Source organism: Actinophytocola xinjiangensis, assembly GCF_001921215.1.
Taxonomy (GTDB): domain Bacteria; phylum Actinomycetota; class Actinomycetes; order Mycobacteriales; family Pseudonocardiaceae; genus Actinophytocola; species Actinophytocola xinjiangensis.
The window spans coordinates 177,617-196,977 of sequence record NZ_MSIF01000012.1 but is presented as its reverse complement, the minus strand read 5'-3'; the positions used below and the strand labels follow the sequence as shown (position 1 = coordinate 196,977).

The following is a 19,361-nucleotide window of genomic DNA, read 5'->3' as shown; positions in this document are numbered from 1 at the left end:
TGGCGGTCGTTCGCGCCGTCGGCCTGGCGGGTGCGGCGCGGGTCAGACCTCGGACTTTTCGAGGAGTTTGGCGCGTAGGCGCAGGACGGCCCTGGTGTGGAGCTGGCAGACACGGGACTCGGTGACGCCGAGCACCCGGCCGATCTCGGCGAGGGTGAGGTTCTCGAAGTAGTAGAGGGTCACCACGACTCGGTCACGCTCGGTGAGGTGGCGGATGGCTTCGGCGAGCTGTCTGCGGTTGTCCTGGTCCACGAGGAGGGCGACCGGGTCCAGCGCCTCCTGGTCCTCCAGGATGTCGGCGAGCGGGGTGCCCCGGCCGGCCGCGGCCAGTTCGTCCAGCGCGACGACGCTGGTGAGCTGAAGCTGGGCGTAGATGTCGCGCAGCTCGTCGACGGTGATGCCGAGTTCGGCGGCCAGTTCGGCGTCGGTGGGGGTGCGCCGCAGGTGGGCGCCGAGGCGTTCGAGGGCGCGCTCGACCTCACGGGCGCGGCCACGGACCGAGCGCGGCACCCAGTCCTGGGCGCGGAGGTCGTCGAGGATCGCGCCCCGGATGCGCTGCATGGCGTAGGTCTCGAACTTGAGCCCGCGCTCGGGTTCGAACTTCTCGATCGCGTCGACCAGGCCGAAGATGCCCGACTGGATCAGGTCGGCCACCTCGACGTGCGCCGGCAGCCCGGTGCCGACCCGGCCGGCGACGTACTTGACCAGCGGCGCGTAGTGCAACACGAGCCGGTCGCGCAGCGTCTGCTCCCGGCGCTCGCCGAAGGACCGCCACAGCGCGACGATGCCCGCCTCGACGTCGTCGAAGGTGCGTTGGTCGCCCGGCAGGACGCCGGCGGTGTCGCCGACGCCGAAGGAAATCACATGACCGTTGGTCGACGCACCGGCGGCGGTGCCGGTGTGCGTCGGTCCCGGTGTCCCGAAGACGTCCCCGAGATCACTGGGAGCGGGGGTGGGCTCGGTCATGAATTGCCTTCAGCCGTTCGACGGTCACGTGTGTGTATAGCTGGGTGGTAGCGAGCGTAGCGTGACCAAGCAGTTCCTGGACGCTACGAAGATCGGCACCCCCCTCGAGCAAATGAGTCGCGGCAGTGTGACGCAGACCGTGCGGTCCCATGACGGGAGCACCCGGAACACTACTCAGCGCTTCGTGCACGATACGTCGAACGCTGCTCGGTTGGAACCGGCCGCCGCGGGCCCCCAGCAGAAGAGCAGGTGGTGAGACGGGCCTTGCGAGACTCGGGCGCCCGTGTTCGAGCCACTCGCGCACCGCCCGTTCCGCCGGTTGTCCGAATGGCACCGTCCGTTCCTTGCCTCCTTTTCCCAGAACGACTACAACTCGTCGTTCAAGATCGACGTCGTCGAGGTCGAGCCCGCTCAGCTCCGACACCCGTACCCCGGTCGCGTACAGCAGTTCGAGTAGAGCGTGATCACGCAGAGCGACCGCATCGCGCTGCGCGGCTCCCGAGGCGGAGGCCGTCAGCACCTCGTTGGCCTGGTCCTCGCGCAGCACCGACGGCAACGTCCGCCGCGCCCGGGGTGACGCCAGCCGACCGCCCGGATCGGCCGGCAGATGCCCTCGCCGGTGCGCCCACGCGGTGAACGTGCGCGCCGAGGCCGCCCGGCGGGCCAGCGTGGTCCGGCCGGTACCCGCTGTCCGCAACGCGGCCAGCCACGCCCGGAGCGCCTGGAGATCCAGAGCCGCGATCCCTCCGGTGCTCACCTCACGTGAACTGTCACTTTTTCCTTTGTCATCTTTTCCTTCAGCACTGTTTCTTTCGTCGCTGTCTCCCTGGTCGTCGCGTCCTTGGTCGTTGTTCTGGTCGGGGGTGGTGATCGGCAGGCAGTGGAGGAATCCCAGCAGGGAGACGACGTCGCCGACGTAGGCGCGCACCGTGTGCGGCGACAGGCCGCGTTCGAGGGCGAGGTGGCGTTCGTAGTCGCGCACCACGTCCTGGATCGACGCCGGGAGCCGGTCGCGGACCCGGTGGAGATCGACCCGCGTGCCGGTGGACCGCCTGCCGGTAGATCGTCGCCCCGCCATGCCGGCGACGCTCCGCCATGGACGGGGACCGCGTCAAGCACCGCCACGCCCGCACGTGGCGGCTCACGTGTCCGGCTCACGTGTCCGGTGCCCGGCGCCAGCCCTCGTCGCACCGGCGCGCCAGGTCGGTGAGCTCCAGTTCGGGCAGGAGCGCGCGGACCCGGTCGATCGGCACCCCGGACTCGACCGCGACCCGCGCCGGGGTGCGCGCGGTGCGCCGGCTGAGGGCCTCGTAGACGCGCAGCGCCTGACCGCCGAGACCGTCGGTGCGGCGAACCGGGCCGCTGGGCGGTTCGACCAGATGCTCCCCGACCGGGCCGACGGCCTCCAGGATCTCCGGCACCGACCCGGCCAGCATCGCGGTGCCGGCGCGGAGCAGGTCGTGGCAACCGGCCGAGGTGGCGGAGGTGATCGGCCCCGGCACGGCGAGCACGACCTTGCCGAGCGCGGCGGCCGTCGTCGCGGTGTTCCGCGCACCGCTGCGCACACCGGCCTCCACGACCACGGTGCCGCTCGACAGCGCCGCGATCAGCCGGTTGCGGACGAGGAAGCGGTGACGGGCCGGCGGGGTGCCCGGCGGGTACTCGCTGAGGATCAGCCCGGTGGCGGCGATCTCGTCGATGAGGTCGGAATGCCCGACCGGGTAACGCAGGTCGACCCCACACGCCAACACGGCGACGGTGGTGCCCTTGGCGGCGAGCGCGCCACGGTGGGCCTGGCCGTCGATCCCGAAGGCGGCACCGGACACGACGGTCATGCCCGCGTTGGCCAGGTCATGACCGATCTCGGCGGCCACGTACTCGCCGTACCCGGAGGCCGACCGCGCGCCGACGACCGCCACGGCGCGTTCGACGGTGTCGGCCAGGCGGACGGGGCCTTTCGCCCACAGGCCGAGCGGCGAACCGGACCACCGCTGCCCCCGGTCACTGGCGGCGGCGAGACTGAGCAGCGGCCACGCCGGCCACTCCTCGTCCTCCGGGACGACCAGCCGGGCACCGATCCGACGGGCGTCGGCCAGGTCGCTCTCCGCCAGTTCGAGATGGCGGCGGGCGGAGATCTCGGCGAGGACCCGCTCGGGAACGGCGGCCGCACGGACCGCCGCCGCCGCTTCCACCGGCCCGACGGAGTCGACGAACGCGAGCAGAGCCGTGGCCGGTGGCTCGGCGACCCGCATCAGGTACGCGCGGGCAAGCCGACACTCGGCGACCTTGTCGGCCGTCGTCCTGGTGGCGGGCGACGACGAACCGGACCTGCTCCGAGGCTTCTTCCTGGAGGGACCGGACGTCGTCGGACCAGCGGTGTCGGCGCCTGAGGCGGCGTGGATCTCGGTACTGGTCGGGCCAGGTTCGGCGCCGGCGGTGCCTGGGTAGGTGAAGGCCGCTCCGGGAGACAGTGCCACGGAAACAGGCGGTTCGATGTCGACGGCGCTCAGCACAACCGTTGCGGCCGTGGACATCTCCGGTAGGCCCGCTGGCGGTTGGGCGGTGGACGCGGGGGCGGCCGCTCGGACGTCGTTCCGTTCCTCGCGGCCCAGCACTGGCTGCTCGTCGGCATCCGGTTCTGACCATTTCTGGTGGGTGTTGGTGCACTGCCTGGTCAGGAGGCGTTCGATCAGGCTGGGAGGTTGGGGGGTCATGCGGCTCTCCGGTCGCGGAATTCGAGGGCGGTGGCTACGTGGTCGGCTTCGGGGTGGTCCAGGTCGGCCAGGTCACTGAGGGTCCAGGCGACTCTGAGGCAGCGGTCGGCGCCTCGGGCGGTGACCGCGCCTGTCGACAGGCCTCGGTCGAGCAGGGCTGTCGCCTGTCGGGGTAAGGCGAACTCTCGACGGAGGAACGGGCCCGGGGCCTGGGCGTTGGTCAGCCAACCGTGGGGGCGCCAGCGGGTCGCGGCCTTCGCCCTGGCCCTGATCACCCTGGCTCGGACCGTGGCGCTGGACTCCGGGGTGATGCGGTCGGCCGCCGACAGGGCTGTCACGGGGCGCATGCGGACCCTCAGGTCGACCCGGTCCAGCAGCGGACCGGACAGGCGACCCAGGTACCTGCGTCTGGTGTGGGGCGAGCACGTGCAGTCCACCTCCCTCGGTGGGGCGCAGGGGCAGGTGTTGGTCGCCAGGACCAGTTGGAACGCGGCGGGATAGCGGCAGACGCCGTCACGGCGGGCGAGGCGGATCTCGCCCTGTTCCACGGCGGTTCTGAGGGATTCGAGGTGGCGGGCTCCGAACTCGCAGGCTTCGTCCATGAACAGGACGCCGTGATGGGCCTGGCTGATCACCCCGGGCTTGGCCAGGCCGGTACCGCCGCCGATGAGGCCGGAGATCGACGTCGTGTGATGGGGTGCCACGAAGGGAGCGACGGTGATCAGCGGGGATTCCTGGGTGAGGGTGCCGGCGATCGACCGGATCGCGGTGACCTCCAGGGACTGTTCGGTGGTCAGGGGTGGGAGGAGGCCGGGGAGGCGCTCGGCGAGCATCGTCTTGCCGGTGCCCGGGGGGCCGGTGAGGAGCAGGTGATGGCCGCCGGCGGCGGCCACCTCCAGCGCCCAGCGGGCCTCGGTCTGGCCGACGACGTCGGACAGGTCGGGGATCTCCTGGTGAGGTGGGGTGCGGTCGGGTGACGGGTCGTGGAGGGCGTCGCGGTCGCCCCTGAGCCAGACGAGGACGTCGTGGAGATGGTCGGCTCCCTTGACGTCCAGGTCGGTGACGAGGGCGGCTTCGGCGAGAGTCGACGTGGGGACGATGGCCCTGCCCAGACCGGCTCTGCGGGCGGCCAGCAGACCGGGAAGCACGCCGCGCACCGCACGGAGCCGGCCGTCCAGCGCCAGCTCACCGATCATGGCGGTGCCGGGGAGCCTGTCCGGCGGGACCCGGCCGCCGGCGGTCAGCACGGCGCACGCCAGGGCCAGGTCGTAGCTGGAGCCGCCCTTGGGGAGGGCCGCTGGTGAGAGGGCGAGGGTGACCAGTTCGGTCGGCCACTCCTCGCCGCTGTTGCGGATGGCGGCACGGACGCGTTCCTTCGCCTCGTTGAGCGAGGCGTCGGGGAGGCCGACGATCTGGGTCCGGGGACGGCCGCCGCCGATGTCGGCCTCGATCTCGACGACCAGGCCGTCGACGCCGAACAGGGCCACCGACCAGGTACGGGCAAGAGCCATCACCGGCCGCCGATCCGGGTGTGCGGCCCTCGGTCGTGGAGGCCGCCGCCAACGGCGGCGGGTGGGGTGATGACAGGGCCGCCCATCAGAAGGCTGCCGGGAAGTGTTGGAGGGTGGGTTCGGCGTTTCTCGGCCAGGTGATGGCGATGATGTCGAACCGTTCGGGGCACCAGCGGACGTGGTGGGCTGCCCGCCACCGCCTGGACAGGCGGCGGATGCGGTTGGCCTTCTCCGGTGTCACCGCCTCGGCGGGGTGGCCGTAGTCGGTGGTGGTCCTTGTTTTCACTTCACAGACGATGAGTTTTCGTCCGTCGGTGGCCACCAGGTCGAGTTCACCTTCGTGGCAGCGCCAGTTCCTGGACAGGAGGACCAGGCCCTGGTTCCGGAGGTAGCGCGCGGCCAGGTCTTCGCCCTGTGCGCCCGTGGTGAGGTGACGGGGAGTGGAGCGGGGGTTGCTGGTTGTCATGCGTCCACGGTCCCGGCCGGCGGACGGTGATGCCAGGGGGTGGTGGCGAACTGTGGACAACCGGCCCAGCTGTGGACAACTCGGGGGTGAACGACCGGTGGGAGCGGGCCGGTGTGGTATCAGGTGCCGAAGGGGCCCTCTTCAGGAAGCCGCAGCTCAGGCTTGTCCAGCTCCTCCACGTTCACGTCCTTGAACGTGATCACCCGGACGTTCTTGACGAACCGGGCGGGCCGGTACATGTCCCACACCCACGCGTCCGACATCCGCACCTCGAAGTAGACCTCGCCGTCCGAGTCCCTCACCTGCACGTCGACGCCGTTGGCCAGGTAGAACCGGCGCTCGGTCTCGACGACGTAGGAGAACTGGCTCACGATGTCGCGATACTCCCGGTAGAGCTGCAGCTCCATCTCGGTCTCGTACTTCTCGAGATCCTCCGCGCTCATACGGTTTCGCGCTCCTCCAGCTCGACGGGGGTCGACCTCCCATTCTGAACCACGGCGGTCGCGGCCACACTCAAGGCCACCGGATGCGGCGCGCGCCGACCATGCGCCAACCCGGCCGACGCCACGTTCACGAACGACCAGCGGTGCACGTCGCTGGGACCGTGCTCGGCCAGCGCCGCGCTGTGCGTGCCGGTGCAGTAGCCCTTGTGCTCGTCGAACCCGTACTCCGGCAGCGTCTCGTGCAACTCCGTCATGATCCGGTCCCTGGTCACCTTCGCCAGCACCGACGCGGCCGCGACGCAGGCCACCGCCCGGTCACCCTTGATGACGGGCATGCTCGGGGCGGTCAGTCCGGGGACCCGGAAGCCGTCGATGAGCACATACCCAGGGTGTGTACGCAGCTGGGCGATGGCCCGGCGCATTCCCTCGATGTTGGACACGTGTACACCGATCAGGTCAACTTCTGCTACGGGAACGATCACCACCGCGTAGTCGACCGCCCGCTTGAGGATCAGGTCGAACATCCGCTCGCGCGCGGCGGCGGTGAGCAACTTCGAATCGGTCAAACCCTCGAAACGGCCGGCGTCGCCGGGACGCAGCACACACGAGGCCACCACGAGCGGACCGGCGCAGGCACCACGGCCCGCCTCGTCCACACCGGCCACCGGGCCAAGACCACGGCGGTCCAGCGCCGCCTGTAAGCCCCAGTTGCCGGAGTCGCGACGCATGATCGCCCTCGGGGGGCGAGACTCCAGCCAGTCGAGGTGGGCCAGGGTCACTGCTTGTCTCCCGCCGATCCCGAAGATTCGCCCGATCGGATGGACCTTACGGCGGTGCGTACCCGTCGGCCCAGCCACAGGGTCGGGAACGCGGCCGCGAACCCGACACCCAGCGGCAGGCCGAACCGCAGCGCCACGTCCGTCACCTGCGGGTCGTGGTCGCCCACGCCCCGCCAGCGCGACGGCGGCAGCACGATGTAACGCGCCTTGCCAATCACATTGTCCACCGGAACCAGGCCGTTGGTCCCCCCGCCGCCCTGGCAGCGGGAGTCACACGAGCGGTTGCGGTTGTCACCCAGCACCCACAGCTGCCCGTCGGGCACCGTGACCGGCTCGAACGGCTCCTGCTCACGCGGGCCGCCCGACCAGTAGATGTACGGCTCGTCCAGCGGCTTGCCGTCCACCAGCACCCGGTTCTGGTCGTCACAGCACTCGACCCGCTGGCCACCGACCGCCACGATGCGCTTGACGACATCGTCCTCGTCCGGGGCGGCGAGGCCGAACGCCGCGCCGACGTCCTGGAGCCACGACACGAACCCGTTGCTGGAACGGTCGGCCTGGAACTCCGAACGGTTCCAGGTCGACGGCCGCTCGAACACGATGACCTCGCCCGGCTCGGGCTCGGTGAAGTTGTAGACCAGCTTGTCCACCAGCACACGGTCGCCGTAGCAGCCGGGGCAGCCGTGCAGGGTCTGCTCCATCGACTCCGACGGGATCACGAACACCCGCGCGATGAACGTCTGGATGACCAACGCCAGCAGGAGCGCGACCCCGATCAGGATCGGCAGCTCCTTCCAGAACGAGCGCTGTTTCTTGTTCTTGCGCCGGCGACCACGCCCGGTGACAGGTTCCTGATCCGGCTCAGGCCGGTCCCCATCGTCCTCGTTGTCCATACTGTTCCCGGAATGTGCGACGTCGGCCACCAGTGCAGACTACCGGTGCCCGGCGGGCCACTCGCCGCCACGCGGCCCGCGTGGCGGAGGTATCTTTCCGGTGTTGTCGACGGCCTCAGCCAGGGGTTCGGCCCGGCGGCCGACGCCACCGCCACCGTCGCCGCCGCAGGCCCCGCCCGGCCAGCACGACGGGCCACGCCGCGAGCAGTCCCACCGCCGCCGGAAGGCCTTCCTGCCACGCCGGTGCGCCCAACGCGAGCGGAATGCCGCCCTGCGGGTTGTGGTCGCCGACGCCCTGCCAGCGCGAGGGCGGCAACACGATGTACCGGGCCTTGCCGATGACGTCGTCCACCGGGACCACCCCGCGCACCCCGCCGCCGCCCTGACAGCGGGAGTCACAGGAGTCGCTGCGGTTGTCGCCCATCACCCACAGGGATCCCTCCGGCACCAGGACCGGGTCAAACCGCTGACGGCCGTCCGGTTTCCCGTTCTGCCAGAAGATGTACGGCTCGTCCAGCGGGCGGCCGTCCACCAGGACACGCCACTCGTCGTCGCAGCACTGGACGGTCTGGCCGCCGACGGCGACCACCCGTTTGACGAAGTCACGCTCGTCCGGCGGGGCGAGGCCGATCAGCGCGCCGACCTGTTGCAGCGCCCGGACGACGACGTTGCCCGAACGCGGCACCTCGACGTCGTTCTCCGTCCAGGACGTCGGGCCCTTGAAGACGATGACGTCACCCGGTTCGGGGTCACCGAAGAAGTACACGAGCTTGTCGACCAACACCCGGTCACCGGTGCAGCCGGGACAGCCGTGCAGCGTGCGCTCCATCGACCCCGACGGGATCGAGTAGACCCGGCCGAGGAACTGCTGGATCAGGAAGGTCAGCAGCAGCGCCACCGCCACCAGCGTCAGCAGCTCACGCCACAGCGGCTGCTTCTTCGGCGGGCGACGGTGCCGACCTCGGCGTCTGGAACCACGATCGTCCCCATCGCCGTCGTCGGACACCTCCGGCACCGGTTCCCGCGGGCTCCCGGATCCGACGTCCGCCTTCGCGATCTCGTCGGTGCGTTCCGGATCATCCTCAGGCGATGGCGCGTGCACAGGGGTGACCACAAAACCAGGCTACGGGAGACCGCGAAGGTTCGTCGCGTCGTCGCCGGTCAGGACGTGGGCGCGGTCTCGCGCTTCTCCTTGATCTTGGCGGCCTTGCCGCGCAGCTCGCGCAGGTAGTACAGCTTCGCGCGCCGGACGTCGCCACGGCGGTCGACCTCGACCTTGGCGATGTTCGGGGAGTGCACCGGGAAGGTGCGCTCCACGCCGACGCCGAAGGAGATCTTGCGGACCGTGAAGGTCTCCCGGATGCCACCGCCCTGACGACGGATGACCACGCCCTTGAAGACCTGAACCCGCTCGCGGGAGCCCTCGATGACGCGGACGTGGACCTTCAGCGTGTCGCCCGGGCGGAAGTCCGGGATGTCGGAGCGCAGCGACTTGGCGTCCAGGGCATCCAGGGTGTTCATCGGTGTATCCGTCCTCGTGTCGTTCGTGCGTCCCCAGGGCGCGGCGACTCAATGTCTCAAGCCAACCTCGGGGGAAGTCAACGTCGAGTGCGCCCAGGCGCCACCCGGTCGCAGCAACTGGCCAAGTATGTCACGTCCCCGGAACGGAAGATCCGGGGGGACCGGAAGCCTCGCCCAGACGTCCCAGTTGGGCGCGGTCGTGCTTGTCCAGAGCGCCCTCGGGCAGGGCGTCGAGCAGGTCGGGTCGGCGGTGGAACGTCCTGGCCAGGGCCTGGTCACGGCGCCAGCGGTCGATCGCGCCGTGGTTGCCGGAACGCAGCACGTCAGGGACCGCGAGATCGCGCCAGACCTCGGGGCGGGTGTAGCTCGGGCCTTCGAGCAGTCCGTCGGAGAAGGAGTCCTGTTCGGCCGAGGCCGGGTTGCCGAGCACCCCCGGCAGCAGCCGGGCGACGGCCTCGACCATCACCATCACCGCGACCTCGCCGCCGACCAGTACGTAGTCGCCGATCGAGACCTCGTCGACGGGCATCCGCCTGGCCGCGTCGTCGAGCACCCGCTGGTCGATGCCCTCGTACCGGCCGCAGGCGAACACCAGCCACGGCTGCGCCGCGTACTCCCTGGCCACGGCCTGGGTGAACGGGCGGCCGGCCGGGGTCGGGACGACCAGCCGGGGCGTGCCGGACGCGCACAGCTCGTCCAGGGCCTCCCCCCAGACCTGCGGCTTCATCACCATGCCGGGGCCGCCGCCGTAGGGGCTGTCGTCGACGGCCTTGTGCACGTCGTGGGTCCAGGCCCGCAGGTCGTGGACGTCCAGGGTGAGCAGGCCACGGTCGATCGCGCGGCCGAGCAGTGCCTGGCGCAGCGGGTCGAGGTACTCGGGGAAGATCGTGACGACGTCGATGCGCACTTAGCTCAGCAGGCCTTCCGGCGGGTCGAGGACCACCCGGCCGCCCCGGACGTCGACCTCGGGGACGATCTCGCGGACGAACGGGACCAGCGACTCGGTGCCGTCCGGACGGCTGATGACCAGCAGCTCGGCGCCGGGGCTGCGGGCGATCTCGCGGACCGTGCCGACCTCGGTGCCGTCGGCCAGCACGGCGGCCAGGCCCTCCAGCTCGTGGTCGTAGAACGCGTCCGGGTCCTCCGATGGCGGCAGGTCGGCGGCGTCGACCAGCAGCTGGGCGCCGCGCATGGTCTCCGCGGCGGTGCGGTCGGGCACCTCGTCGAAGCGCACGAGCAGACGACCGGAGTGCGCGCGCACGGTCGCCACGGTGACCGGGCGGACCGAGCGGTCCCGGAGCCGTGCGGACAGCACGGCTCCGGGAGCGAAACGCTCGTCCGGCGAGTCGGTGTGGATGTCGACGGCCAGTTCGCCGGCGATGCCGTGCGCCTTGGCCACCCGGCCGACCAGGAGAAGATCCGCCATCTACTGGTCGGTGTCGACGACGTCCACTCGGATGCCGCGGCCGCCGATACCGGCCATGACGGTGCGCAGCGCCGTGGCGGTGCGCCCGCCCCGGCCGATCACCTTGCCGAGGTCATCCGGGTTGACGTGCAGTTCGAGCGTGCGGCCACGGCGCGTGGTCACCAGCTCGACGCGAACGTCGTCCGGGTTGTCGACGATGCCGCGCACGAGGTGTTCCAAAGCATCAGCCAGGAAACTCACGACTCGTCCTTGGCACCCTCATCCGCGGGCTTGTCGTCGGCCTTCTTGGCCTCGGACTTCCTGGCGCCACCCTTCTTCTTCGGGGTGGTGGCCTCGGTCGTCGGCTCCTCGCCGGCGGCCTTGAGGGCTGCCTCGAACAGCTCCTGCTTGGTCGGCTTCGGCTCGGCGTGCTTCAGGGTGCCCTCGGTGCCCGGCAGGCCCTTGAACTTCTGCCAGTCGCCGGTGATCTCCAGGATGCGCTGGACCGACTCGGTCGGCTGTGCACCGACACCCAGCCAGTACTGGGTGCGCGCGGAGTCGACCTCGATGAGGCTCGGCTCCTCCTTGGGGTGGTACCGACCGATCGTCTCGATCGCCCGGCCGTTACGGCGGGTACGGGCGTCGGCGACGATGACGCGGTAGTACGGCGCCCGGATCTTGCCGAGGCGCTGCAGCTTGATCTTGACTGCCACTGGCTGTGGTGCTCCCTGTCGGTGATGTCTGGGTGCCGGCGTGCCGCGTGGGGTTGCGGAACACTGATTCCCGAAGTGCGGTGGCGTCGTGGCACGGTGAGAGGGTCCGGTCACGACGGACAGCCGTACATTCTGCCAGACAGGTTCGCTCAGGCGGGCATCGCCCCGACCGCGACCAGCAGGACCGCCAGCGCGGGCAGGAAGTTGTTGATCTGGTGGGCCACGACGCTCGCCCCCAGACGGCCGGTGAACAGCCTGGCCAGGCCGATCGGGATGCCGATCACCAACAGCAGCGACGTGCGCAGCGGTTCGAGGTGGCTGATCGCGAAGATCACCGTGGTGAGGGTGAACACCGCCCAGCGGCCCCACTTCAGCCGCTCCAGGGCACCCCACAGCAGACCCCGGTAGATGATCTCCTCGCAGACCGGGGCGACCAGCCACACGAACAGGAACATGATGATCGCCGCGGCCAGCGGCATCCGGTCGTTCTCCACCAGCCGGCCGACGGCCGAGGAGGCGTTCTCCTCGCCGACGAAGTTGGTCCACAGCACGGCGGCGGCCGTGGTGCAGACCAGGCCGAGCACGCCGAACCGGAAGCCGGCGCGCACGTCGGAGCGGGTGAACGACCAGCGCAGGTCCCGTTTCGGGCCGTTGCCGCGCACCTTGGTGACCAGCAGGGCGGTGAGGGTCGCGAGCACCGTGGGGAGCATCGTGCCGAGCATCACGACGGTGCCGGAGGAGACGGCGTCGGGGGCGACGGTGCCGACCAGGGCGGCGATCAGCACGGCGGAGAGCACGAAGACCGCGTAGACGACGAGGAAGGCGCCGAAGCCCCAACGGTGGGTGCGTACCGGGGGTTCGTCGAGGTCCGGTGTGGCCTCGGTCGCTTCCCGTTCGGTAGTCACTCGTTTCAGAGTAGTCCGTATTTCTCGTGGTAACTGGACAAGCTGTACCCAATCAACGGCCAGTCGGGCTCGGTCAGGCGATGACGCGACCGCGCAGGATCAGCCGGGTCGGCTCACGCAGGGTCGCCAGGTCCTCACGCGGATCGGTGGCGAAGGCCAGGACGTCGGCCGCCGACGACTCCTGGATGCCCGACCAGCCCAGCCACGAACGGGCCTGCCACGAGCCGGCGGCCAGCGCCTGCTCGCGGGACATGCCGGCCTCGTGCAGGGCGATGATCTCGTCGACGAGGCGGCCGTGGGCGATGCCGCCGCCGGCGTCGGTGCCCGCGTAGACCGGGATCCCGGCCTCGATGGCCGTGGACACGGTCGTGCGGACTCGGCGGTGCAGGTCGCGCATGTGCTCGGCGTAGCGCGGGTACTTGCCGGCGCCGGCGGCGATCCCGGGGAACGTCTCGATGTTGATCAGCGTCGGGACCAGGGCCGTTCCGTGCTCGACCATGGCGGCGACGGTCTCGTCGGTCAGGCCGGTGCCGTGCTCGACGCAGTCGATGCCGGCCTCGATGAGGTTGAGCAGGCCGTCGGTGCCGAAGATGTGCGCGGTGACCCGGGCGCCGGCGTCGTGGGCGGTGGCGATCGCGTCGGCCAGCACGTCGTCGGGCCACAGCGGGGCCAGGTCACCGGTCTCCCGGTCGATGTAGTCACCGACGAGCTTGACCCAGCCGTCGCCGATGGCGGCTTGCTCGGCCACCACCTCGGGCAGCAGCGCCGGGTCGTCGATCTCCTCGGCCATACCCCGGATGTAGCGCTTGGGGCGGGCGATGTGCCGGCCGGCGCGGATGATCCGGGGCAGGTCGAGGCGTTCCTGCAGCGGCGTGGTGTCCAGCGGGGCGCCGCAGTCGCGCAGCAGCAGGGTGCCGGCGTCGCGGTCGGCCAGTGCCTGCTCGGCGGCCTGGTCGATGGTTTCGGCGATGCCGACGTGGCAGTGGGCGTCGACCAGCCCGGGCAGCAGGTAGCCGCCGTCGACGACGGTGCGCGCGCCGGGCACCGGCTGGGTGCGGATGCGTCCGTTGACGATCCACAGGTCGCGCTCCTCGCCTTCCGGGAGCACGACGCCGCGCAGGTGCAGTGCCGTCATCAGGCGCTACTTGTCCTTGTCGTCCTTGTTCTTCTTGGGCAGCGTGAACTTCTTCGGGTCGAAGCCGGGCGGCAGCTGGTCGAGACCGGCGAGACCGGGAGGAAGTTCGTTGAGGCCGGGGGGCATCTTGGACAGATCGGGCATCCCGCCGGGCATTCCGGGCATCATGCCGGGCAGGCCGCCGCGCATCCTGGGCGGTGTCGGGCCCCGGTTCTTGCCCTTCTTCCCCTTCTTGCCCTTGCGGGACTTGCTGCCCCGGTTCGAGCCGGGCAGGCCGAAGCGGCCGGCCATCTGCTGCATCATCTTGCGCGCCTCGTAGAAGCGGTTGACCAGGTCGTTGACCTCGCGCACGGCCACGCCGGAGCCCTTGGCGATCCGCAGCCGGCGCGACGCGTTGATGATCTTGGGGTCGGTGCGCTCGGCCGGGGTCATGCCCCGGATGATCGCCTGCAGGCGGTCCAGGTGCTTGTCGTCGACGGCCGCGAGCTGGTCCTTCATCTGGCCGGCGCCGGGGAGCATGCCGAGCAGATTGGCGATCGGGCCCATCTTGCGGACCGCGAGCATCTGCTCCAGGAAGTCCTCCAGCGTCAGCTCACCGGTGCCGATCTTGGCGGCGGCAGCCTCGGCCTGCTCCTGGTCGAAGGCCTGCTCGGCCTGCTCGATCAGGGTCAGCACGTCACCCATGCCGAGGATGCGGCTGGCCATCCGGTCGGGGTGGAAGGCGTCGAAGTCCTCAAGCTTCTCGCCGTTGGAGGCGAACAGGATCGGCTGGCCGGTGACCTCGCGGACCGACAGCGCCGCGCCGCCTCGGGCGTCACCGTCGAGCTTGGTCAACACGACACCGGTGAACCCGACACCGTCACGGAACGCCTCGGCCGTGGTGACCGCGTCCTGACCGATCATCGCGTCGACGACGAACAGGACCTCGTCGGGCTGGACCGCCTCGCGGATGTCGGCGGCCTGCCGCATCATCTCCTCGTCGACACCCAGCCGACCGGCGGTGTCGACGATGACCACGTCGTGCTGGGCCCGCTTGGCCTCCTCGATCGAACGCCGCGCGACGTCGACCGGATCACCGACCCCGTTACCCGGCTCCGGCGCGAACGTCGTCACGCCCGCGCGCTCCCCCACGACCTGGAGCTGGGTCACGGCGTTGGGCCGCTGCAGGTCACAGGCGACGAGGATCGGGGTGTGCCCCTGGGTGAGCAGATGGCGGGCGAGCTTGCCGGCCAGGGTCGTCTTACCGGAACCCTGGAGACCGGCGAGCATGATCACGGTCGGCGGGGTCTTGGCCAGGTTCAGCCGCCTGGTCTCACCGCCGAGGATGCCGACGAGCTCCTCGTTGACGATCTTGACGACCTGCTGCGCCGGATTCAGCGCGCCGGAGACCTCCGCGCCCTTCGCCCGTTCCTTGACGTTCGCGATGAACGTCCGCACCACGGGCAGCGCGACGTCCGCCTCCAGCAGCGCGATGCGGATCTCGCGCGCGGTGGCGTCGATGTCGGCCTCGGACAGCCGGCCACGGCCGCGCAGGTTCTGCAGAACCGAGGTGAGCCGATCGGAGAGAGTGTCGAACACACGTCGAGCCTAGCCGCTCACCGACACCGCACTCCCGGTACGTGAAGGTTGACCCGACCCGACCAGGAGCCGGGGCGGGCCTCGACCCCTCGACGAGCCCCGCCCCTTCCTGATGCGCGCCCTCCCCGGCGCGCACGAGGAAGCCTCGTCGACTCGGCCCGACCCAGGGAGCGTGATCGCCCCCCATTGCTCATGAGGAGAACTACTCAGTGACCGAACGGCATGCCTCGACAACAGCCTGTCGCAATTGAACTCGCTGGTCAGGGCCCACTCCGGCCAGGCAGAACGACGCTATCGCCGTCCCACCGACCTGAAGGGCCCGTGCCCACACGACGTCGGCGCCGCACCGTTCCAGGGCGGCGGCCACGTCGTGGAGCAGACCGAGGCGGTCGGCGGCCCGCAGCTCCAGCACACCGCCGACGGCCTCGTCGTCGAACCAGCGGGCTCGGGGCTGCGGTGGGTCGTCGAGCCGGTCGGCGTAGTCACGTTCCTTGGCGGCGACCTTCTCCGCCAACGGCAGCGACCCGGACACGGCCCGGCCGAACCGTTCGCGCAGCAGGGCGACGTCGGGCAGGGAGCCGAACCGGGGTGACACCGCGAAGGTGTCCACGGCGACGCCGGCGTGCGAACGCAGCTCGGCCGCGTGGACCCGCAGCGAGTGCAGGGCGAGGACACCGGCGGCCATGGACAACAGCCCGGGGTGATCCGGGGCGACCATGGTGATGGTCGCGACCGGGCCGCCGGTGTCGATGAGCACGTCCGGGCGACCGGTGGCGGCGACGGACTCGGCGACGGCGCGGGCCGCCGGGTCGATGGGGCGAGGCGCCTGCGGACGTTCACCGGCCATCATGGCCTGGCAGCGGGTCACCAGGTCGGCGACCAGGGTGGCCTTCCAGTCGGTCCACACGCCGGGGCCGGTGGCCAGCGAGTCGGCCTCCGCCAGTGCGTGCAGCAGCGACAGCAGCACCGGGTCACCGTCGAGGGTGTCCACGACGCGTCGCACGGTCGACTCGTCCTCGATGTTGCGGCGGGTCGCGGTGTGCGGCAGCAGCAGATGGTGGCGCACCATCGCCGAGAGGGTCGCCACGTCGCGTTCCGGCAGGCCGAGCCGCTCCCCCACCTGCGTGGCCAGCGCCGCCCCGACGATCGAGTGGTCGGCGTCGCGGCCCTTGCCGAGGTCGTGCAGCAGGGCGCCGATCAGCAGCAGGTCCGGGCGGGACACGGCGGTGACCAGCCGGGCGGCGTGGGCGGTCGCCGCGATCAGGTGGCGGTCGACGGTCCACACGTGGGCGGCGTCGCGCGGCGGCAGGTCGCGCACCGCGCCCCACTCGGGGAACAGGCGGGCCCACAGGCCGGTCCGGTCCAGGGCCTCGACCACGTCGACCAGCCCGTCGCCGGCGCCCAGCAGCGACACCAGTTCCTGGCGGACCTGGGCGGGCCACGGGCCGCGCGGCTCCGGCGCCGACTCGCTGAGGCGGGTGAGGGCCCCCGGGGCGATCGGGCGGGCGGTGCGGGCCGCGGCGGCGGCGACCCGCAGCAGCAGGCCGGGATCACGGCCGGGGTCGGCGTCGCGGGCCAGCGTCACCTCCTCGGCGGTGGTCACCACGCCCTCGGCCAGCGGTCGGCGGGCCGGGGCGCGGCGCAGCACGGTGAGGACCCGGCGGCGGCCCTGCTGGCCGGCGCGCAGTGCCACGTCGACGGCGTAGGCGACCGAGCGGCCGGCGCCGGACAGCGCCCTGGCCAGGGTGAAACGGTCACCGATGCCCAGTACCGCGCCGATCTCGTCGCCGTCCTGGGGCATCAGCACGTCGCGGGGGCGGCCGGCGAGGCGACGCAACTCGGTGCGGGTGTCCAGCAGCAGGCGGCGGGCCTTGGCGACCTCGCCGGCCGGGCGGTCGACCAGCTGGGCCAATGCCAGGGCGTCGAGGATGGCCAGGTCACGCAGGCCGCCCCGGCCGTGTTTGAGGTCGGGCTCCACCCAGTGGGCGACCTCGCCGGTGCGCCGCCACCGTTCGCGGGCCGAGTCGTGCAGTTCGTCGAAACGTTTGCGGACGCCGGTCCGCCAGGCCTCGCGGGCCTGGTCGGCCAGCGCGCGGCTGAGGGTGGCGTCGCCGGCGAGGTGACGGGCGTCGAGCAGGCCCAACGCGGTACGCAGGTCGCGGCCGGCGACGTCGATCGCCTCACCGACGGTGCGCACCGAATGGTCCAGCCCGATGCCGGCGTTCCACAGCGGGTACCACAGCCGGCCGGCGATCTCGTCGATGTCGGCGTCGGAGTCGCGGCCGGCGTGGACCAGCACCAGGTCGAGGTCGGAGTAGGGCACCAGCTCGCGCCGGCCGAGGCCGCCGACCGCCACCAGCGCCAGGCCCTGGCGGCCGGCGCCGATCCCGGCGTGCGCGGCGTGCACGGTCAGCCAGAACTCGTGCAGGTCGGCGAGCGCCTCGCGCAACGCCTCCGGCCCGAGCCGCCCGGCCTGGTGCGGCCCGCGACCGCCGAGCAGGCGGTCGCGGGCCAGCACCAGGTCCGCGGCGGTCGGGTCGGTTCCGGGGTCGACGCTGGGACCGGAGGCCATCAGAGCGCGTCGGTGCCGCGCTCTCCGGTGCGCACCCTGACCACGGTGTCCACCGGGGTGACCCAGACCTTGCCGTCGCCGATCTTGCCGGTGCGGGCCGCCTCGACCACGGCGTCGACCACCTTGTCCCCGAGGGCGTCGTCGACCAGGACCTCGATCCGGACCTTGGGCACGAAGTCGACCGAGTACTCGGCACCCCGGTAGACCTCGGTGTGGCCCTTCTGCCGGCCGTAGCCCTGGACCTCGCTGACGGTCATGCCCAGCACGCCGACCTGTTCCAGCGCCGCCTTCACGTCGTCGAGCGTGAACGGCTTGATGATCGCCGTGACCAGCTTCATGACGTGGCGCCCTCCTTGCTCGCGTTCGCCGGGACCTTGCCGGCGAGGGTGTCCGCTGCGCGGCCGATCGACGACGCGCCGCCGCTGCGCAGCGCCGAGTACTCGTAGGCCGTCTCCGCGTGCTCGGCCTCGTCGATGCCGTTGACCTCGGCCTCGTCGGGGATCCGCAGGCCGATCGTGATCTTGATCAGGTAGGCGATGCCGAAGGTGAGGACCAGCGAGTAGGCCATCACCGCGACCGCGCCGACCACCTGCTTGCCCAACTGCTCGACGCCGCCGCCGTAGAACAGGCCGTCGACACCGTCCGGGTTGGCGTTGACCGTGCCGAACAGGCCGATCAGCAGGGTGCCGGCCAGGCCACCGACCAGGTGCACGCCGACCACGTCGAGCGAGTCGTCGTAGCCGAAGCGGTACTTCAGGCCCACGGCCAGCGCGCACAGCCCACCGGCGACCAGCCCGATCGCCAGCGCGCCCCAGACGTCGACGAACGCACAGGCCGGGGTGATGGCGACCAGCCCGGCCACCACGCCGGACGCGGCACCGAGGCTGGTGGCGTGCCCGTCGCGCAGCCGCTCGATCAGCAACCAGCCCAGGATCGCCGCGCAGGTCGCGCCGATGGTGTTGATGAACGCGACACCGGCCAGGCCGTTGGCGGCCAGCGCCGACCCGGCGTTGAAACCGAACCAGCCGAACCACAGCAGGCCGGCGCCGAGCATCACGAACGGCAGGTTGTGCGGCTTCATCGGCTCCTTGGGCCAGCCGCGCCGCTTGCCGACCACGATCGCCAGGGCCAGGGCGGCCGCACCGGCGTTGATGTGCACCGCCGTGCCGCCGGCGAAGTCCAGGGCACCCAGGTTGTTGGCGATCCAGCCGCCGACGTGCCCGGTGTCCTCGTTGCTGAAGTCGAACACCCAGTGCGCCACCGGGAAGTAGACCACCGTGGCCCACAGCGCGGCGAACAGCAGCCAGGCGCCGAACCGGACGCGGTCGGCGACCGCACCGGCGATCAGCGCGACCGTGATGATCGCGAACATCGCCTGGAACGCCACGAAGGCGAGCGTCGAGCCGTCCTCGGGGGCTCCGAGCAGTCCGCTGAGCCCGAGGAACTGCGACACGTCACCGAGCAGACCGCCGGCGACGTCGTCGCCGAAGGCCAGTGAGTACCCGAACACCAGCCACAGCACACCGACGACGGCCATCGCGCCGAAACACATCATCAGCATGTTGAGCACGCTCTTGGTACGCACCATGCCGCCGTAGAAGAACGCCAGACCCGGCGTCATCAACAGCACCAGGGCGGCACTGGTGAGCACCCAGGCCGTATTCCCTTCCACGCTTGTCCTCCTCTTGTCCTGCCCCCGGACGGCCGTCGACCTTGCGGAGGAGCATCGAGAAGTCACGTTTCGCAGGATCGCGTCCCAC

General features: G+C 71.1%; 20 protein-coding genes. All 20 read right to left on the bottom strand.

The window, feature by feature from the left end; genetic code table 11:
- Window positions 1-42 precede the first annotated feature (42 nt).
- Complete coding sequence (locus tag BLA60_RS23890; protein ID WP_075135195.1) at window positions 43-966, bottom strand: FliA/WhiG family RNA polymerase sigma factor; 924 nt, start codon at window positions 964-966, stop codon at window positions 43-45.
- Complete coding sequence (locus BLA60_RS23885; RefSeq protein ID WP_075135194.1) at window positions 938-2,044, bottom strand: tyrosine recombinase XerC; 1,107 nt, start codon at window positions 2,042-2,044, stop codon at window positions 938-940. The genes BLA60_RS23890 and BLA60_RS23885 overlap by 29 nt, the downstream gene beginning before the upstream one ends.
- A 76-nt stretch (window positions 2,045-2,120) precedes the next feature.
- Window positions 2,121-3,218, bottom strand: a complete 1,098-nt coding sequence (gene dprA / locus BLA60_RS23880) for a DNA-processing protein DprA (protein ID WP_075135193.1) — start codon at window positions 3,216-3,218, stop codon at window positions 2,121-2,123.
- A 458-nt stretch (window positions 3,219-3,676) separates the two neighbouring features.
- The gene (locus BLA60_RS23875; protein ID WP_075135192.1) at window positions 3,677-5,191 is read right to left on the bottom strand and encodes a YifB family Mg chelatase-like AAA ATPase; all 1,515 of its coding nucleotides are present in this window, start codon (window positions 5,189-5,191) and stop codon (window positions 3,677-3,679) included.
- A gap of 85 nt (window positions 5,192-5,276) precedes the next feature.
- Window positions 5,277-5,657: a YraN family protein gene (locus BLA60_RS23870; protein ID WP_075135191.1), complete on the bottom strand. Its 381-nt coding sequence runs from the start codon at window positions 5,655-5,657 to the stop codon at window positions 5,277-5,279.
- A 119-nt stretch (window positions 5,658-5,776) separates the two neighbouring features.
- Window positions 5,777-6,100, bottom strand: coding sequence for a DUF2469 domain-containing protein (locus tag BLA60_RS23865; protein WP_075135190.1), 324 nt, complete (start codon window positions 6,098-6,100; stop codon window positions 5,777-5,779).
- Window positions 6,097-6,828, bottom strand: a complete 732-nt coding sequence (locus tag BLA60_RS23860; RefSeq protein ID WP_075135269.1) for a ribonuclease HII — start codon at window positions 6,826-6,828, stop codon at window positions 6,097-6,099. Before BLA60_RS23860 ends, BLA60_RS23865 begins: the two co-directional genes overlap by 4 nt.
- 47 nt (window positions 6,829-6,875) lie before the next feature.
- Window positions 6,876-7,802, bottom strand: a complete 927-nt coding sequence (lepB, locus tag BLA60_RS23855) for a signal peptidase I (protein ID WP_245812112.1) — start codon at window positions 7,800-7,802, stop codon at window positions 6,876-6,878.
- A gap of 85 nt (window positions 7,803-7,887) precedes the next feature.
- On the bottom strand, window positions 7,888-8,886 hold the full coding sequence (gene lepB, locus BLA60_RS23850; RefSeq protein ID WP_154814542.1) for a signal peptidase I: 999 nt from the start codon (window positions 8,884-8,886) through the stop codon (window positions 7,888-7,890).
- Window positions 8,887-8,933: 47 nt separating this feature from the next.
- Window positions 8,934-9,293, bottom strand: coding sequence for a 50S ribosomal protein L19 (gene rplS / locus BLA60_RS23845; RefSeq protein ID WP_075135187.1), 360 nt, complete (start codon window positions 9,291-9,293; stop codon window positions 8,934-8,936).
- Window positions 9,294-9,423: 130 nt separating this feature from the next.
- Window positions 9,424-10,200 (bottom strand): tRNA (guanosine(37)-N1)-methyltransferase TrmD, encoded by a 777-nt coding sequence (gene trmD, locus BLA60_RS23840; RefSeq protein WP_075135186.1) that lies wholly within the window; start codon window positions 10,198-10,200, stop codon window positions 9,424-9,426.
- Window positions 10,201-10,719 carry a ribosome maturation factor RimM gene (rimM, locus tag BLA60_RS23835; protein ID WP_075135185.1) on the bottom strand — a complete coding sequence of 173 codons (519 nt, stop codon included), beginning with the start codon at window positions 10,717-10,719 and terminating at the stop codon, window positions 10,201-10,203.
- Window positions 10,720-10,959 carry an RNA-binding protein gene (locus BLA60_RS23830; RefSeq protein ID WP_075128707.1) on the bottom strand — a complete coding sequence of 80 codons (240 nt, stop codon included), beginning with the start codon at window positions 10,957-10,959 and terminating at the stop codon, window positions 10,720-10,722.
- Window positions 10,956-11,411, bottom strand: a complete 456-nt coding sequence (rpsP, locus tag BLA60_RS23825) for a 30S ribosomal protein S16 (protein WP_075135184.1) — start codon at window positions 11,409-11,411, stop codon at window positions 10,956-10,958. Before rpsP ends, BLA60_RS23830 begins: the two co-directional genes overlap by 4 nt.
- 149 nt (window positions 11,412-11,560) lie before the next feature.
- Window positions 11,561-12,316, bottom strand: a complete 756-nt coding sequence (locus BLA60_RS23820) for a CPBP family intramembrane glutamic endopeptidase (protein ID WP_084735214.1) — start codon at window positions 12,314-12,316, stop codon at window positions 11,561-11,563.
- 73 nt (window positions 12,317-12,389) lie between these two features.
- On the bottom strand, window positions 12,390-13,451 hold the full coding sequence (locus tag BLA60_RS23815) for an amidohydrolase family protein (RefSeq protein ID WP_075135182.1): 1,062 nt from the start codon (window positions 13,449-13,451) through the stop codon (window positions 12,390-12,392).
- Between the two features lie 6 nt (window positions 13,452-13,457).
- A complete protein-coding gene (gene ffh / locus BLA60_RS23810) occupies window positions 13,458-15,029 on the bottom strand; it encodes a signal recognition particle protein (protein ID WP_075135181.1) in 1,572 nt (523 codons plus the stop codon).
- Between the two features lie 202 nt (window positions 15,030-15,231).
- Window positions 15,232-17,601, bottom strand: coding sequence for a [protein-PII] uridylyltransferase (locus tag BLA60_RS23805; protein ID WP_075135180.1), 2,370 nt, complete (start codon window positions 17,599-17,601; stop codon window positions 15,232-15,234).
- Window positions 17,601-17,939: a P-II family nitrogen regulator gene (locus tag BLA60_RS23800; RefSeq protein WP_075135179.1), complete on the bottom strand. Its 339-nt coding sequence runs from the start codon at window positions 17,937-17,939 to the stop codon at window positions 17,601-17,603. The genes BLA60_RS23805 and BLA60_RS23800 overlap by 1 nt, the downstream gene beginning before the upstream one ends.
- Window positions 17,936-19,273 carry an ammonium transporter gene (locus BLA60_RS23795; protein ID WP_075135178.1) on the bottom strand — a complete coding sequence of 446 codons (1,338 nt, stop codon included), beginning with the start codon at window positions 19,271-19,273 and terminating at the stop codon, window positions 17,936-17,938. The genes BLA60_RS23800 and BLA60_RS23795 overlap by 4 nt, the downstream gene beginning before the upstream one ends.
- Window positions 19,274-19,361 lie beyond the last annotated feature (88 nt).